This is a genomic window from Trichococcus pasteurii, from assembly GCF_900112935.1.
GTDB classification, from domain to species: Bacteria; Bacillota; Bacilli; order Lactobacillales; family Aerococcaceae; genus Trichococcus; species Trichococcus pasteurii.
In genome coordinates this window covers 426,931-441,052 of sequence record NZ_FONM01000001.1, presented here as the reverse complement: position 1 = coordinate 441,052, position 14,122 = coordinate 426,931, and the positions used below count along the sequence as shown (strand labels likewise).

The window sequence follows — 14,122 nt, the reverse complement described above, 5'->3', positions numbered from 1 at the left end:
TCTGTTGTTATTGTTGTATTTTTATTTCCAAATAAAGCATTACTAATTCGAGATATTATAGATGTGTTTTCCAATTTTTTTCCTCCATGCACTTGTTTTTCAATGAAGGACTCTCCTTCACCTCTCTTACATTTCGTAAGCTTGATATCATTATGCCACATCCCGGAATGTATTTCAAGTTATATATTCACGAATTCGAGATATTCTTTCAAATAAAAACATCCAATCCCGTCAGACAGCGGTGTTGGATGTTTTCTTAGTTATTTATTTTTTAATCTAAATCAATGTTGGAATGCGCGGACACGACCCTTTAAGCGATCTGCAAGGATGACTGCCAACAGTCCCTTCGCGATATCCCCCGGGATGAACAACAGCATTCCCATCTCGAAGATTTCTTTCACTCCGAACGAATTACCCATGAAGCCATTCAAAATCATCGCAAGGTAAGGCAAGCCGATTGCATACATCACGATTGTTCCGGCTATGGCCGCAGCGCCGTACGAGAACTCATTCCCGTCTTTTTTGTGGACAAGATAGGAAATGAGTGTAGCCGCGGCGATGAAACCGAAGACGAAACCGAAGCTCGGGCTCACGAAAGATTGGAAGCCGCCCAACAATACTTTCATAATCAGATGCAGCGTTTGCGCAAAAAAAGCAGCTCGTGGGCGCAGAAAAAAGCCGGTCAGCAAAACCAACAATGTCTGCAACGTAATCGGAACAGGCCCTACCGGTATGCTGATGAAGTAGCTGACGAATGTCAAAGCCGCGAATATGCTGATTTGGGTCAAATCTCTTGTTGATAATTTCATGTTATTTTCCTTCTCTCTTTTTGATTTTGATGCTGATTTCGCCATATGTCAGGGTTTTTGTTTCCCCATTCGGCAATGCCACAACCAGTCCGCCGTCATCGTCGATTGCGATCGCTTTGGCTTCGATTGTTTCAGTTCCTTGTGGGAAAGTGACCTGTTCACCCAAAACAAAACAGCGTTTGCGGTACTCGTCCAGGTAGGAACGGGAAGCCAATTCCGGGTAAAGGACATAAAAACGATTGAGTATTTCAGCGGCCATTTGGTTCCGTGTCACCGCGGCATTTTTTGAATCGAACAACGTGCCGGCGATCGACTGGATTTCATCGGGAAAATCCGTTTCAGGCGCCCGGAAATTCAAGCCGATTCCTAAAATGATCGTTCCGATTGTCCGCGATTCCATGTCCATGATCCCTTCGGTCAGGATACCGCAGACTTTCCTGCCATCCAGGAAAATGTCGTTTACCCATTTGATCTGCGGATTTTTTCCCGTCAATATTTCAATCGCTAGGCAGACGGCGACGGCAGCGGCTGTCGTGATTAAGGTGGCGTTATCCATATCCGCAGCCGGCTTTAAAACCAAACTCATGTACAGGCCCGATTCGCTCGGCGAGTAGAAAACTCTCCCTAAACGGCCTCTGCCCTTTGTCTGCTCTTCCGATAAGATCACGCCTTCGAAAGTGGGATCTTCATTAACGATCCGTTTGGCCTCCAGGTTGGTCGAATCGATCGTTTTGTGCGCGATGATCCGGTGGCCTTTCAGCGCTTCCGACAGCAGCGGTACGATGGCCGCCTCCGATAATAGGTCAGTATCAATGGATAACTGATACCCTTTATTCGTAGTTGCTTCTATTTGATAGCCTTCTTTTTTCAGGCCATTGATCGCTTTCCACACGGATGTTCTGGAAACTTCCAATTTATCAGCCAAATCTTGGCCGGAAATGCTTTCGCCTTTATGCTGCTCCAGAAACTGCAGGACTTTCTCCTTTGTTGACATCCTTTCCCTCCATTCTCTTCTATAAAAAAACCACCACTTGAACCGAAGTGATGGTCTCAATGCTGTATTCAGTTTAAACGCTAGCCAGCTCTTTGTCAACCCGTTCACACCAAAGGGTAACAATGTTTTTTTAGTGTTTATTTTCTTCCTTATATGCTCTGACCATTTCGGCATAATCCGCCATGATCATCTGCACGACCGGATTGTCCATTGTCGGAATCGCAACCGCTCCGATTTTCGATATCGGCAGCACATTGTTGCCTGTGCCGGAAACGAATGCTCCTTCCGCATCCTTTATCCATTCGACAGGGATAGACGTTTCATTGATTGGAATCTGCCGTTTCCCACAGATTTCGAACACTTTCTTGCGGACGATACCCAGCAGAACCGCCTTTGCTGGAGGTGTGTACAACTCTTTCCCTTTCACAAAAAAGACATTCGTGCGGCTGCCTTCCGTGATTTCCTCATTTCCATCCACAAGCAGCAGTTCATAGACCCTTTTATCTGCCCGTTCTTGCAGTACCGCTTTTTGATAATCCGACCGTACAAGCTTGATGTTCGGGTCCAACCGTTCGATACGGAAGAGGCTCGTCGCGATACCCTCTTCATAATAGTTTTTTGGAGGATAGACGCTCTGGGTGAAAAAGATCCACAACATACTCTCGCCTTTTGCCGTTTTACCAAGGATGAACTTGAGGTTCTGCTCCCCAACTTGATTGGCGGCTATCAGGCGATAGACGCGGTCCTCGATAGATTCTGCAGTCGCAGGCAACGGCAGGTCCAGATAAGCCGCGGACCGGAAAAAACGATCCAAATGATCCTCCAAAAATATCGCAATCCCATCTTGGACACGGATGACTTCATATACTGTCCGACCTTCAAATTCCGGATATTTTCCGCCGTCCTCATTTTTGATGAGGTCATCGTTCAATAAGTAAAAAGGTCCTTCCACTTTCTCCACATTCATTGCCCCTTCCTGTTCTTATATCCCCTATTCTACTCCGGAATCCCAAAAAGTACACGTCCATTCGCAAAAACGCGGATGTGACAGCAAAATGACAAAGACTTTAAAAATTGGTAAAAGTGAAGAAAAACACAACGAGTCCCTTCCTTTTTTTCTGTTGTGGGTGTATAGTATGGGCATCATGAAAAATACAAACAAATCTACTAACATAAAGGATGATAGAATAAGCATGCAGATGCCACAATCCCATTGGAAAAATGATGCTGAATATGTTGCTTTGGTCGAAGATCTCATCTATCACGAAGAATTATTGCATATGGAGACCATTACCCACCACCACTTCACCAATCGTTTGGAGCATTCTATCCGCGTATCCTATAAGAGTTATCAGCTTGCAAAAAAATGGAATCTGGATGCCCGATCCACTGCGCGTGCCGGTCTGTTGCATGACTTCTTCCATGAAGACCGCGATGCTGTCGCACAGCTGAATATCGGTTCCCATGCAGACGCCCATCCGAAAATTGCCTGCGAAAATGCTTGCCGCATCACTGAAATCAGCTCATTGGAGCGCGATATCATCCTCAAGCATATGTTCTTGGTAAGCCGTTGCGGCCTGCCACGTTACAAAGAAAGTTTTGTCGTAACCTACGTGGACAAATATGTCGCGATCAGAGAGGTTGTCGAGCCAATCAAAGAAATTGCAGGTTCTCGTATCCGCAACCTGGTTTCCAAATTGAGTCCGGTAAACCTGAACATCAACATTTAATTGCAAACACAAACAGAAGGCCAAGAAAAATTCCGCTTTATCGGAATTCCTCTTGGCCTTCTTTCTATATACTATATCAGTAGATTAACCATCACAAAGAGATTGTGATTCGGTTGTAAGTATAGAGCTGTCGCACCAAAAAAGCTGAACCCGCAAAGGGTCCAGCATTCTATTTGTACTATCAGTACTGTATATATTGTTTAGAAGAATACGTTTGTTACGCCATCGCCTGAAGCGCGGAAGCTCTCAGCTGAGGTTGAACGGTAACCGTTCAATACTTCGTTAACTGCTTGGATTGTTTCAGCAGAAGGCACTTGTGCTGCAGCTGATCCGTTGGAAACTACTGAGAACTGACCTGATGCGTACAAGACAGCATCGATTGTAGTTCCGCCCCAGATTCCGGAATCAACACGGTTCATGATAACAGAAGCAACGTTCAATTTTTCTTGGTAGCTTGGGCCTGCTTCAGCTTGGACTACTTGATACAAGAAATAGCTTGCTTGATAAGTCGTTGCTGCCGTTTGTGCTACTGGAGCTGGCTCAACATATGTTTCTTCAGCTGGTGCAGCAACTGGTTCTGCAACTGGTGCAGCTGCTTGGACTTCTTCAACAACTTCAAGCGGTGTTTCGACTTCAACTGCTTCTTCGGAGCTGACATCGTAGCTCTTCACTTCTGAGTCTTGTTCAACAGTCACGATGTTGTGGTCCGCTGACAATACGATTGAGTTGCCGGCAATGATTAAGTCTGCATTTCCGATGCTGTTGACATCGACTAAGGCATTCACTGATACGTCAGTAGCCAATGCGATTGCTGATAAAGTATCGCCCCATTGGAAAGTGTATTTGCTGCCGCTCTCCAAGTTTTGGATATCCGCTTTGATTTGATCTGCCGTACGTGCTGTCCAAGTGGATGAAGTATATTCTGTTGCGTTTGCTTGTGTAGGATTCGCTGTTGCCATAAAACCGATGGCTGCTAAAGTTGCGCTCGTTACGAATAATCTAGATTTGAAGTTTTTCATGTGTTTTGTCCCTTTCTTCTCTTCGCAATGTTTTCGTATTGCAATTTATACTCTTCATGACCTTTTTTATTTGATAAATGAAGTATTTACCCAGGTCTCGATCGGAGTTCTTTCAACAGAGACAATCCTATCACGAATCAAACAGCTAAAGTTAAAAATCCCTTCTTTGTTATTCCATCTTAACGTCACTGTCTCAAATAAGTGTTTATCTTACAAACATAAGTCAAATATTACGCTGTCGTAATATAGAAAATCAACTTGTAACAATTGAGATGATAGATGTCAATTTTCACAATCTCTATGTCAAAAAACATGTAGACCTTTGATTTATCAACTATTCCAGCTGTAACATTCCCCTCAATGTGTGTCATTTCTCAAGCGGTTCCAGCCCATTCTCCTTATACTGGCTAAAAATTATTACAAAACATTTGCTTATTGTAAACAAAAATAAAAAAACCTTACCGAATTCATCGGTAAGGTTAAGATACATGCAATATCAGAAAGCGGGCGACGGGAATCGGACCCGCGACATGACCTTGGGAAGGTCGCATTTTACCACTAAACTACGCCCGCATGCTGGTCTGTTCGACCGGACTGCATGTTCCATTCTACTCCTAAATTGTGCTCACGACAATAGCTAAACAGAAAAAATGTGCAAATTTGTGCGAAAAAAACTCCCTCAGCAATCGATGAGGGAGCCCGTGCATTATTTCAGCTTATTTGCTGCCGGTTACTTTGAATTTCGTATCGGCCAACACTTCATTAAAAGTTGCTTCGGAAATATCTTGGTTCATTTGTACTGTCGCTTTCTTTCCTTCCAAATCAACGGTTACCTTTTCCACACCTACAATCGCAGAAAATTTCTCTTGGACTGTTGCTACGCAACCATCGCACTTCATTCCTTCCAACATCAATTCTTTTTCCATAATCGTTTCCTCTTTTCTATATAATATAATATTTTCCCTTACCGTTTTGAAACGGAAGGTTTGAACCCTTTCAGACGTAATGCATTCAACACAACCGACACCGAGCTGAAACTCATCGCTGCTCCGGCGATCATCGGATTCAGCAAAGGTCCTCCGAAGACGTGCAGGATTCCCATCGCGACAGGAATGCCCAGGACATTATAGGCGAATGCCCAGAACAGATTCTCCTTGATGTTTTTGATGGTGGCTTTGCTGAGTTCAACGGCTGTGGCAACTGCCATGAGGTCGCTCTTCATCAGCACGATATCCGCTGATTCGATGGCGACGTCCGTCCCTGACCCGATGGCGATCCCGATATCGGCTTGGGCCAATGCCGGTGCATCATTGACGCCGTCTCCGACCATAGCAACTTTACGGCCCCCCTTTTGCAGCTTCTTTACTTCTTCCGCTTTGTCTTCAGGCAACACCTCACTCAAGACACGGTCGATGCCTACCTGATTGGCGATGGCTTGCGCCGTACGCTTATTATCGCCGGTGATCATTGCGATTTCGATGCCCATCCCACGCAGTTTTTTGATTGCCGCAGCACTGCTTGCTTTCACCGTATCGGCAACAGCGATGATGCCGGCCAATTCCCCATCCATTGCGATGTACATCGGTGTTTTGCCTTGTTCAGCCAGTGTGTGGGATGTTTCAGCAAATGAACCGAGTCCGATTGCATGTTTCAGCATCAACTTTTCATTTCCAAGCAAAAGCTCTTTCCCATCGATTGTGACTGCAATACCGAAACCTGGCAGCGCATTGAAGGCGGATGGTTTCAATAGAGACAACTCTTTCTCCTCAGCATCGCGAACGATGGCTTCTCCGAGCGGATGCTCCGATCCTTTTTCGGCCGATGCCGCCAGCAGCAACAGTTCATCCGGATCGATCCCATCACGGACCAGCACATCCGTCACTTTTGGTTTGCCTTCAGTGATCGTCCCCGTCTTATCGAAAACGATTGTCTGGATTTTATGCGTCACTTCCAAAGCTGTCCCGCTTTTGATCAGCACACCGTTCTCGGCCCCCTTACCGGTACCCACCATGATGGCAGTCGGAGTCGCCAAGCCCAAAGCACAAGGACAGGCGATAACCAAGACCGATATCGTGATGGTGAGCGCGAAAATCCAGGATTCTTGTCCCAAGAAGTACCAGGCAAGCCCAGCCAAAACAGCAAGCAGGATGACGATCGGAACAAAGTAGCCCGAAATCGTATCAGCCAGCTTTGCAATCGGTGCTTTTGAACCTTGGGCATCTTCCACCAATTTGATGATTTGCGCAAGGGCAGTATCTTTCCCGACTTTTTCGGCCCGGTACTGGATGGTTCCGTTTTTGTTGATGCTGCCACCGATGATGGCATCCCCAGCTTTTTTCTCCACCGGCATGCTTTCGCCTGTCAGCATCGATTCATCGACGGACGTCAGGCCTTCCGTCACTTTCCCATCGACAGCCATTTTCTCGCCGGGACGTACGACCAAAATGTCGCCAACCATGACGGCCTCCAGTTTGATTTCCTGCTCATTGCCGTCACGGATGACACGGGCTGTCTTAGGCGCCAAGCCCATCAATTTTTTGATGGCCTCAGAGGTCTTGCCTTTTGAAACGGCCTCGAAGTACTTCCCGAGCGTGATCAGCGTCAAAATGACGGCTGCCGATTCGTAATACAAATTCATGACAAGCTCATTGTTCCCTCCGATTGCTGCAAAGGTGCCATACAGGCTGTACAGAAAGGCCGCGCTTGTTCCCAAAGCCACCAGCGAGTCCATATTCGGGTGTCCTTTGAATAAGGACTTGAATCCTACTGTAAAAAATTTCGTCCCGAGCACCATCACCGGAATCGTCATCAAGAGCTGCGTGAGCGCGAACGTGACCGGATACATAGTCGGATGGAGGCTCATCGGCAATGGCAAGCCCAACATGTGGCCCATCGCGAGATACAGAAGCGGAACCGTGAATACAGCTGAGAGCCAGAAGCGTCTCCACATATTTTTGATGTGCTTTTCTTTTTTTGCTTGGTTTTGGTCGCTTTCTTCTACTGTAGCATTCTCTTCGATTGCCTTGTAGCCCGCTTCAGCCACTACTTTTTCGATATCCCCAGCATGAAGTACTGTCGGATCGTAGGAAACGACCATTTTTTCGGTAGCCAAGTTCACGGATGCATCAGCGACACCGGCAACTGCTCTGGTCACTTTTTCCACGGTTTGGGAACACGAGGCGCAACTCATGCCTTCGATCAGAAAAGTCTTTTCTTTCTTGTTTGCCACCAAAACGTAGCCAGCGGCATCGACTGCATTCTTCAGAATTTCTTCGGAAAAATGGCTTGCATCAACAGCAACCGTCAGTTTTTCGGTCGCCAAGTTGACTGTAGCTTCCTTCACGCCTACGACTTTGGCAGCCGCTTTTTCCACGGCTTGTGAGCACGATGCACAACTCATGCCTTCTATGTCATAACTTTTATTTTCCATCTGGCGATTCCTCCTTGTGTACGCAACCGTTTTGTTTACAGTTGCACTGTCCTGGCGTGCACATGCATTTCACTTCGGCGACTGCCGTCAGTTTTTTGGCGGCGATAACCTGTTCCAACAGCGCAACATCGGCATGGCTCAGTGTTGCCCTTTCGATCAGTTCCGCTATCGTGCTGCCGACTTTTTTCGTGCAGACGTGCGCCAAAAGATCTTCGGTGGCACCGCCGACGCTTTCCTGTTCGGAAACGTTTGCGCTGTATATGAATTTATTGCCGATCGGTTCTGTTGCCAACAACCCTTTGTCGACGAGTCTTCCGATCAACGTTTTGACGGTGGCTTGTTTCCAATCCATTTTTTCCTGCAAAACCGAGATGATCTCCCGACTGGTAGCTTGCCCGTTTGTCCAGACAACGCGCATGACTTCCCATTCAGCATCGGTAATCTTCTTCTGCGTCAGTTCGGCCATTTCTTTCACCCTTCCATTGTTGATTCTTGCTTCTGAAATAAGTTTACATCTGTAGACGTTTTATGTCAAATGATTTCCACCAAAAATAAAAAACAGCCGGTTACCGTTGCTCGGTTAACCAGCCGTTTTGCTCTGAAATATTTTTTACTTTAGCAAGCCGTCAGGGCTGTTGAACTCTGTCGCGATTGCGCACGCGTCTGCGGTACAAAGTCGGTGCCAAGCCTTCCTTTTCCTTGAACTTGCGGGAAAATTCCGCTGCGGATGGCATTCCGACCAGGTCGGCTATTTGCTTAATGAAGAGTTTTGTATGAATCAACAAGAAGCGCGCTTGATCCATCCGGACGCGATCCAAATAATCCATCAGCGAAACACCATAGATCCGGATGAAAACCTGCTGCATTTCCGATGAGGGACCATGACAGGCTTCAGCAATGCTATTCACGCTCAGCGGGTTTGGATAATGGCTGTGGATAAAGCGCTCGGCCTGACCGGCCCACTCCAGATCCGTAACTGCCTTCCCGTTCGGCCTGCATCTGCGGCAAGGACTGTAGCCGTGCATCTCCGCAGCCTCAGCTGAAGTAAAGATGCAGACATGATTGAATTTCGGAATCCGGTTAGGACAGGACGGCTTGCAGTACAGTTGCGTATTCCTGTCCGCATAATAGAATTTTCCATCAAAATGTTCATCCCGTTCATTGATTGCTTGCCATTGCTCCACGTTCACTGCTTGTTCTGCCCTATCCGCCGCCATCGTCTGGTTCCATCCTCTTCAACCGTCATTTATATCCGCTTCCCATTATAGTACAGAAAGCTTGGATATGCTTCAGTCCGCCGCAAAAAATTTATGCCGTTGCGCGCAAAAAAAGCAGCCGCACCGACATCGGCACTGCTGCTTTTGATGATGACTTATGCGATTGGTCGCTTAGCCCTTGCTGCTTCCGGCACAAGTCAATTCGGCCTCTTCGCCGCGGGCTTCCAAGAGTGCTTTTTCGATGATGCTCATGACCTTCTCTTCATCGCCGCTGTTATTGACGATGTCAAACGTATCGATGTTGATCCTGATCTTAGGACTTTGATCGTATTCCTGATACCATTGCTCATAATTTTTGAAAAGTAATTGATAGTAGGCCAGCAATTCTGAATCATCCTCGATCTGCTCAAACTCTCGGCCGCGCTTGCGGATACGCTCCAAAATCGTTTCGAAGGCCCCATCCAGATAGATCAACAAATCCGGCGCTTTTTTGGGCATGCCTTCCAGTTCTTCCATCATGTTCGCCAACAGGTCATTGTAGATATCCATCTCTTCTTTTGAGATATTGCCTTGCAGATGATTGACCCTCGTGAACAGAGCATCCTCATAAATGGAACGATCCAGGACATTGTTGTCATCAGTCAATGCAGCCTTGATGCTGCGGAAACGCGTATTCAAGAAGTATATTTGAAGGCTGAACGCCCATTTTTGCGGATTATCATAAAATTTATCCAAGATCGGGTTGTAATCGACGCTTTCGAAAAAGGCCTCCGTCCCCAATCTTCTTGAAATCATTTCAGTATAAGTCGACTTTCCAGCACCTATCATTCCAGCCATTACCAGCACGCTCAATCATATCCCTTCCTTTTATGTTATCTGATTATTTCCGTATTTTTATGCAACTTCCAATCCGCTGATTCGCGGAACAACATTCAGTATCATACCATGCCCGCAAATCAAGATATAGTGTTTCTTTGATTAGAAAATCTATTATTGACGTAATAAAGCCAAGGTTTTCCTGCTTCCGAAAACACTGGTCAAAATCATCAAAATCCACTATCCTAGAAGAAAGGAGTGTCGCCCATGAGTTTGAACCATCGCACCATTAAAATCGCTTTTGCGACCGTCATCGCCATTCTGATTGCGCAATTTTTTCAGTTGAATTATTCCGTTGCAGCCGGGGTCATCGCGATCCTCAGCGTGCTGGACACCAAAAAATCATCCGTTCTCACGGCACTGCAGCGAATTGTCTCCACAGTGTTGGCATTGACGATCGCCACGATCCTGTTCCGCCTCTTCGGCTTTCACATCGTCGTGTTCGGCGTCTATCTGCTGTTTTACGTACCGTTGGCCTACCGTTTCAATCTTCAATCCGGCATCGCGCCGTGTTCGGTGCTAGTGACGCATCTGTTGCTGGAAAAGCAGACAAGCTTTCCTTGGCTTCTGAACGAACTCGCCCTGATGATGATCGGCGCCGGCGTTGCTATTTTGTTCAATCTCTACATGCCCTCCAAAGCGAGCCAGATCATTTTGCTTCGGGAACAAGTGGAGACGCAAATGAAGGAAGTGCTGCATAGTTTCAGCGTTGCCCTTCGCGAGGGGGAGGACCGCAACCAAAGCAAGTTATTGGACGAATTGGATGATCAATTGGAAAAATACAGGCAAGTCGTCTATGCCGAATTCGACAATCAGTTGCTGGACCAATCGACCTATAATATCCGCTACTTCGATATGCGCAGTGAGCAAGTCACCATCCTCAAGTATATGGCCACCAACCTCGGCTTGTGCGCGCTGCCGACTAGCGAAAACAAGATTTTGGCTGGCCTGTTCTTCCTGACTGCAGCCCAGTTGCATGAGCAGAACACCGGTATCTATCTGATGGAGGACATCGATTCCTTGCTGCAATCGTTCCGCGAAAGCGAGTTGCCGGCCACCCGTGCGGAGTTCGAAAACCGTGCCATCCTGTTCCAGTTGCTGAACGACTTCAGACGCTTCATCCAGACGAAAAAAATATTCTACGAAGAGTACGCAGCGGAAATAAAAACAAAAAAATGAATTTATCATGAGAAATCATTTGACACTTACTAATCGTATTGTTATTATGTGTATAAATTCAAACAACCTCACGGTGAAAAGAAGAGTACGGATAACGGAAATGCACAGAGAACCTCGGCAGCTGAGAAGAGGACAGGAAAGTCATCCAGAAAATGGTCTTAGAGTGATTGGTTTGCGAACGCCATCCGGCCTCAGCAAGCCACGTCCGCATACGTTACAATGCCGCAGTATAACAAGACTATCGGTCGTCTTGCGTACTGACTGAGGGGGCATGCGCGAGCGTACCCCGAACCAAGGTGGTATCACGATGAGCAATCATACGTCCTTGCACAGCAATGTGCAGGGGCGTATTTTTTTACTTCATTATCTTGTTTGATAAAAAATAGTAATGGAAAGAAGGAAATCAACATGACAACAGCAGAAAAAACAACAACTTTACCATTCAGAGCCGACCACGTAGGGAGCTTTTTGCGCACCGAACCATTGAAGGAAGCACGCTTGAAATTTGCAGCCGGCGAAATCGACGCAGCCGCTTTGGACCAAGTGGAAACGGAAGAAATCACAAAATTGATAAAAGATCAAAAGGAAAACGGTTTGAAAGGCTTCACTGATGGCGAGTTCCGCCGCTCTTGGTGGCACATCGATTTTATCGAAAACCTGAACGGATTTGAAGGTTATGTGCCGGAACACGGCTATGATTTCGGGGATGTTGAAGTCCGCAAGTACGCTTTCCGCAACGTCGGCAAAATCTCCTTCAACCCGAATCATCCTTTCCTGGCTGCTTTCAAATCATTGAACGAAATCGTCGGTGACCAAGGCGTGGCGAAATTCACGATCCCCAGTCCGAACGAAGTTTTCTATCCAGGCTACCGCAACGAAGAGATCTATCCTTCGGTCGAAGCGTACCAGGCGGACGTGCAGCAAGCCTACATCGACGCTGTCCAGGCTTTCTACGACCTGGGCTGCCGCTACCTGCAATTGGACGATGTGCACTGGGGCTTCCTTTGCAACTTCGCGGATGATTCGGAAGAGTACAAAGCTTCCAAACGCGTCGCCGCTGAGAACGTCCAAGCCATCATCGAAGCGAAACCTGCCGATCTTGTCTTGACGACGCATGTCTGCCGAGGCAACTACAAATCCCACCATTCATTGGAAGGCCCATACGATCCGATCGCAGAAGAGCTGTTCGGACAAACAAGCTTCGACGGTTACTTCCTGGAGTATGATACCGATCGTTCCGGCGGTTTCGAGCCACTTGCGTTCTTCAAAGGCAAAGGCCGCATCGTATTAGGGCTGGTTACTTCGAAAACAGCGGAACTGGAAGACAAAGAAGAAATCAAAGCCCGCATCAAGGAAGCCAGCAAATATGTGCCTTTGGATCAATTGGCGTTGAGCACGCAATGCGGATTCGCCTCCACCGAAGAAGGCAACTTGCTGACGGAAGAAGAACAATGGGCTAAAGTACGCCACGTTGTGGAAATCGCCAAAGAAGTTTGGCCGGAAGACTAATCGTTACAAGCGAAAACGCACAATCGGCCGATTGTGCGTCTTTTTTTGATTTAGCGCCAGCGGACGGTCGGCAATCGGGAGCCTGAACTCCGGCGAGGCATTGTTCGCCGGAATTCAGGCTGGTTTTCTTCCGCGTCCTCCGGTGAGGCGTTGTTCGCCGGAGTTCAGGACTTCCCGCTCTCCTGATACTCCGGTGAGATCGCTCCCGCAGGAGTTGCGGTCCTCCTCCCTACTGGCTGCGCACCTCATTTGGTTTTTAGCCTTGCCGCCGATGCTTTTCCAGCAGATCGTAGTCGATCGGATTGTCCAAAAGCATTTCTTTCGCCGCTGCGATGACTTCCCGGCCAGCTCCCACTTTGAAGACAAGGTGCGGCTCGATTGGGAAATTCACCTGGATGTCCGCTTGTTTCGTCATCTGGCGATCCAACTGGCGGATCAGGATATCTAGACTTTGGATCGCAACATTGAATGGTGACGCCAACTGCCGATCGACTGCATCATAAATCATTGTAACGGACATAAGGACGCTGAAATGCTCCCGATTGAAAAGCGGCGTCGGCAGGTTCATCATCACGCCCCCGTCCACTAGCTGCCGCTCGTCGATGCATGCGGTGGAAAAAACTAGCGGAAAGGCACAGGAAGCCGCCACCGCCAGCCCCAGTTCGATATCGTGCGGATAGATGATCCAATCACCAGTGGCACTCTTAAAAAATTCCGGCTTGTTGGTGAACACGACCAATTCGCTGGTATGGATGTCAACACTGGTGATTGCAAGGGGGATAGGGCAGTCGGACAACATTCTGCATCCGAATTTTTCATACAATCCGCAAGCCATCTGGTGCAAATCCTGCAGCGCTACGAACCCGTTATTATGTTCCCGCACATGTTGGATGATTTTCTGAGCGGGCCTGCTGAAAATCCCGCTTTCCGCAAATTCCTTTTCCGCTTCCAAAAGGGCATCTTCAATTTGTTGCGCACTAAGCCCGCAGGCAACCAGAGCAGCGATTACCGCCCCCATCGACGTGCCTGCGACAGCATCGATAGCCACATGGTGTTCCTCCAGATCACGCAGGACTGCGAGCTGCGAAAATGACTTCAGGCCGCCGCCAGCCAGGCTGAGTCCGAACATCTCCTTCGGTATTTCATGGTTCCGGGATTTTTCCATATTTGATACCTTCTCTCAACTTCTCTCGCCATCATTATCCCTCAGAATGTCGATTTGCACAAAACAAACGAATGACGGAAATCTAGTGACCGTTTTGCATCTTTCGTTTAATCGATATATCGCGCTTGAATCGGTTGCACGGTATTGAGAGGTTAACGGAAGCAAAAAAACAGGGGGAGCAGATGACGGCTCTC

Annotated in this window: 13 protein-coding genes and 1 tRNA gene; 3 read left to right on the top strand and 11 right to left on the bottom strand. The window is 47.5% G+C overall.

Going from position 1 to position 14,122, the window contains the following annotated elements:
• Nucleotides 1–281: 281 nt before the first annotated feature.
• The 3 genes from BM184_RS02080 to BM184_RS02070 form a co-directional block, all read right to left on the bottom strand.
• The gene (locus BM184_RS02080) at nt 282–809 is read right to left on the bottom strand and encodes a biotin transporter BioY (protein ID WP_177208503.1); all 528 of its coding nucleotides are present in this window, start codon (nt 807–809) and stop codon (nt 282–284) included.
• Between the two features lies 1 nt (nt 810).
• Complete coding sequence (locus tag BM184_RS02075; RefSeq protein WP_086942349.1) at nt 811–1,803, bottom strand: biotin--[acetyl-CoA-carboxylase] ligase; 993 nt, start codon at nt 1,801–1,803, stop codon at nt 811–813.
• Nucleotides 1,804–1,933: 130 nt separating this feature from the next.
• Nucleotides 1,934–2,764, bottom strand: coding sequence for an aminotransferase class IV (locus BM184_RS02070; RefSeq protein WP_177208502.1), 831 nt, complete (start codon nt 2,762–2,764; stop codon nt 1,934–1,936).
• Nucleotides 2,765–3,002: 238 nt separating this feature from the next.
• Here BM184_RS02070 and BM184_RS02065 point away from each other — a divergent pair, with 238 nt between their 5' ends.
• The gene (locus BM184_RS02065; RefSeq protein WP_375152981.1) at nt 3,003–3,533 is read left to right on the top strand and encodes an HD domain-containing protein; all 531 of its coding nucleotides are present in this window, start codon (nt 3,003–3,005) and stop codon (nt 3,531–3,533) included.
• A gap of 200 nt (nt 3,534–3,733) precedes the next feature.
• Here BM184_RS02065 and BM184_RS02060 read toward each other — a convergent pair whose 3' ends face one another.
• The 7 genes from BM184_RS02060 to BM184_RS02030 form a co-directional block, all read right to left on the bottom strand.
• Nucleotides 3,734–4,552: a cell wall hydrolase gene (locus BM184_RS02060; RefSeq protein ID WP_086942346.1), complete on the bottom strand. Its 819-nt coding sequence runs from the start codon at nt 4,550–4,552 to the stop codon at nt 3,734–3,736.
• A 502-nt stretch (nt 4,553–5,054) separates the two neighbouring features.
• A tRNA-Gly gene (locus tag BM184_RS02055) sits at nt 5,055–5,125 on the bottom strand.
• A 143-nt stretch (nt 5,126–5,268) separates the two neighbouring features.
• Nucleotides 5,269–5,478: a heavy-metal-associated domain-containing protein gene (locus BM184_RS02050; protein ID WP_086942345.1), complete on the bottom strand. Its 210-nt coding sequence runs from the start codon at nt 5,476–5,478 to the stop codon at nt 5,269–5,271.
• 38 nt (nt 5,479–5,516) lie between these two features.
• Nucleotides 5,517–7,982, bottom strand: a complete 2,466-nt coding sequence (locus BM184_RS02045; RefSeq protein WP_086942344.1) for a heavy metal translocating P-type ATPase — start codon at nt 7,980–7,982, stop codon at nt 5,517–5,519.
• The gene (locus tag BM184_RS02040) at nt 7,972–8,448 is read right to left on the bottom strand and encodes a CopY/TcrY family copper transport repressor (RefSeq protein WP_086942343.1); all 477 of its coding nucleotides are present in this window, start codon (nt 8,446–8,448) and stop codon (nt 7,972–7,974) included. Before BM184_RS02040 ends, BM184_RS02045 begins: the two co-directional genes overlap by 11 nt.
• A gap of 160 nt (nt 8,449–8,608) precedes the next feature.
• Nucleotides 8,609–9,199, bottom strand: a complete 591-nt coding sequence (locus BM184_RS02035; protein ID WP_086942342.1) for an Ada metal-binding domain-containing protein — start codon at nt 9,197–9,199, stop codon at nt 8,609–8,611.
• Nucleotides 9,200–9,370: 171 nt separating this feature from the next.
• On the bottom strand, nt 9,371–10,045 hold the full coding sequence (locus BM184_RS02030) for a deoxynucleoside kinase (RefSeq protein WP_245830632.1): 675 nt from the start codon (nt 10,043–10,045) through the stop codon (nt 9,371–9,373).
• Nucleotides 10,046–10,282: 237 nt separating this feature from the next.
• On the opposite strand from BM184_RS02030, the gene BM184_RS02025 reads away from it, so the two are divergent.
• Both BM184_RS02025 and BM184_RS02020 read left to right on the top strand, forming a co-directional pair.
• The gene (locus BM184_RS02025; protein WP_086942341.1) at nt 10,283–11,254 is read left to right on the top strand and encodes an aromatic acid exporter family protein; all 972 of its coding nucleotides are present in this window, start codon (nt 10,283–10,285) and stop codon (nt 11,252–11,254) included.
• A 408-nt stretch (nt 11,255–11,662) separates the two neighbouring features.
• Nucleotides 11,663–12,763: a 5-methyltetrahydropteroyltriglutamate--homocysteine S-methyltransferase gene (locus BM184_RS02020; RefSeq protein WP_086942340.1), complete on the top strand. Its 1,101-nt coding sequence runs from the start codon at nt 11,663–11,665 to the stop codon at nt 12,761–12,763.
• Between the two features lie 256 nt (nt 12,764–13,019).
• Here the strand turns inward: BM184_RS02020 and BM184_RS02015 are convergent, their stop codons facing one another.
• Nucleotides 13,020–13,928 carry a patatin-like phospholipase family protein gene (locus BM184_RS02015; protein WP_086942339.1) on the bottom strand — a complete coding sequence of 303 codons (909 nt, stop codon included), beginning with the start codon at nt 13,926–13,928 and terminating at the stop codon, nt 13,020–13,022.
• Nucleotides 13,929–14,122: the final 194 nt, after the last annotated feature.

What these genes read in the sequence shown, in the direction of transcription:
- BM184_RS02025 (WP_086942341.1), top strand. Translation starts at nt 10,283, where the DNA reads ATGAGTTTGAACCATCGCACCATTAAAATCGCTTTTGCGACCGTCATC.
- BM184_RS02060 (WP_086942346.1), bottom strand. Translation starts at nt 4,552, where the DNA reads ATGAAAAACTTCAAATCTAGATTATTCGTAACGAGCGCAACTTTAGCA.
- BM184_RS02015 (WP_086942339.1), bottom strand. Translation starts at nt 13,928, where the DNA reads ATGGAAAAATCCCGGAACCATGAAATACCGAAGGAGATGTTCGGACTC.
- BM184_RS02075 (WP_086942349.1), bottom strand. Translation starts at nt 1,803, where the DNA reads ATGTCAACAAAGGAGAAAGTCCTGCAGTTTCTGGAGCAGCATAAAGGC.
- BM184_RS02080 (WP_177208503.1), bottom strand. Translation starts at nt 809, where the DNA reads ATGAAATTATCAACAAGAGATTTGACCCAAATCAGCATATTCGCGGCT.
- BM184_RS02050 (WP_086942345.1), bottom strand. Translation starts at nt 5,478, where the DNA reads ATGGAAAAAGAATTGATGTTGGAAGGAATGAAGTGCGATGGTTGCGTA.
- BM184_RS02045 (WP_086942344.1), bottom strand. Translation starts at nt 7,982, where the DNA reads ATGGAAAATAAAAGTTATGACATAGAAGGCATGAGTTGTGCATCGTGC.
- BM184_RS02020 (WP_086942340.1), top strand. Translation starts at nt 11,663, where the DNA reads ATGACAACAGCAGAAAAAACAACAACTTTACCATTCAGAGCCGACCAC.
- BM184_RS02040 (WP_086942343.1), bottom strand. Translation starts at nt 8,448, where the DNA reads ATGGCCGAACTGACGCAGAAGAAGATTACCGATGCTGAATGGGAAGTC.
- BM184_RS02035 (WP_086942342.1), bottom strand. Translation starts at nt 9,199, where the DNA reads ATGGCGGCGGATAGGGCAGAACAAGCAGTGAACGTGGAGCAATGGCAA.
- BM184_RS02065 (WP_375152981.1), top strand. Translation starts at nt 3,003, where the DNA reads ATGCCACAATCCCATTGGAAAAATGATGCTGAATATGTTGCTTTGGTC.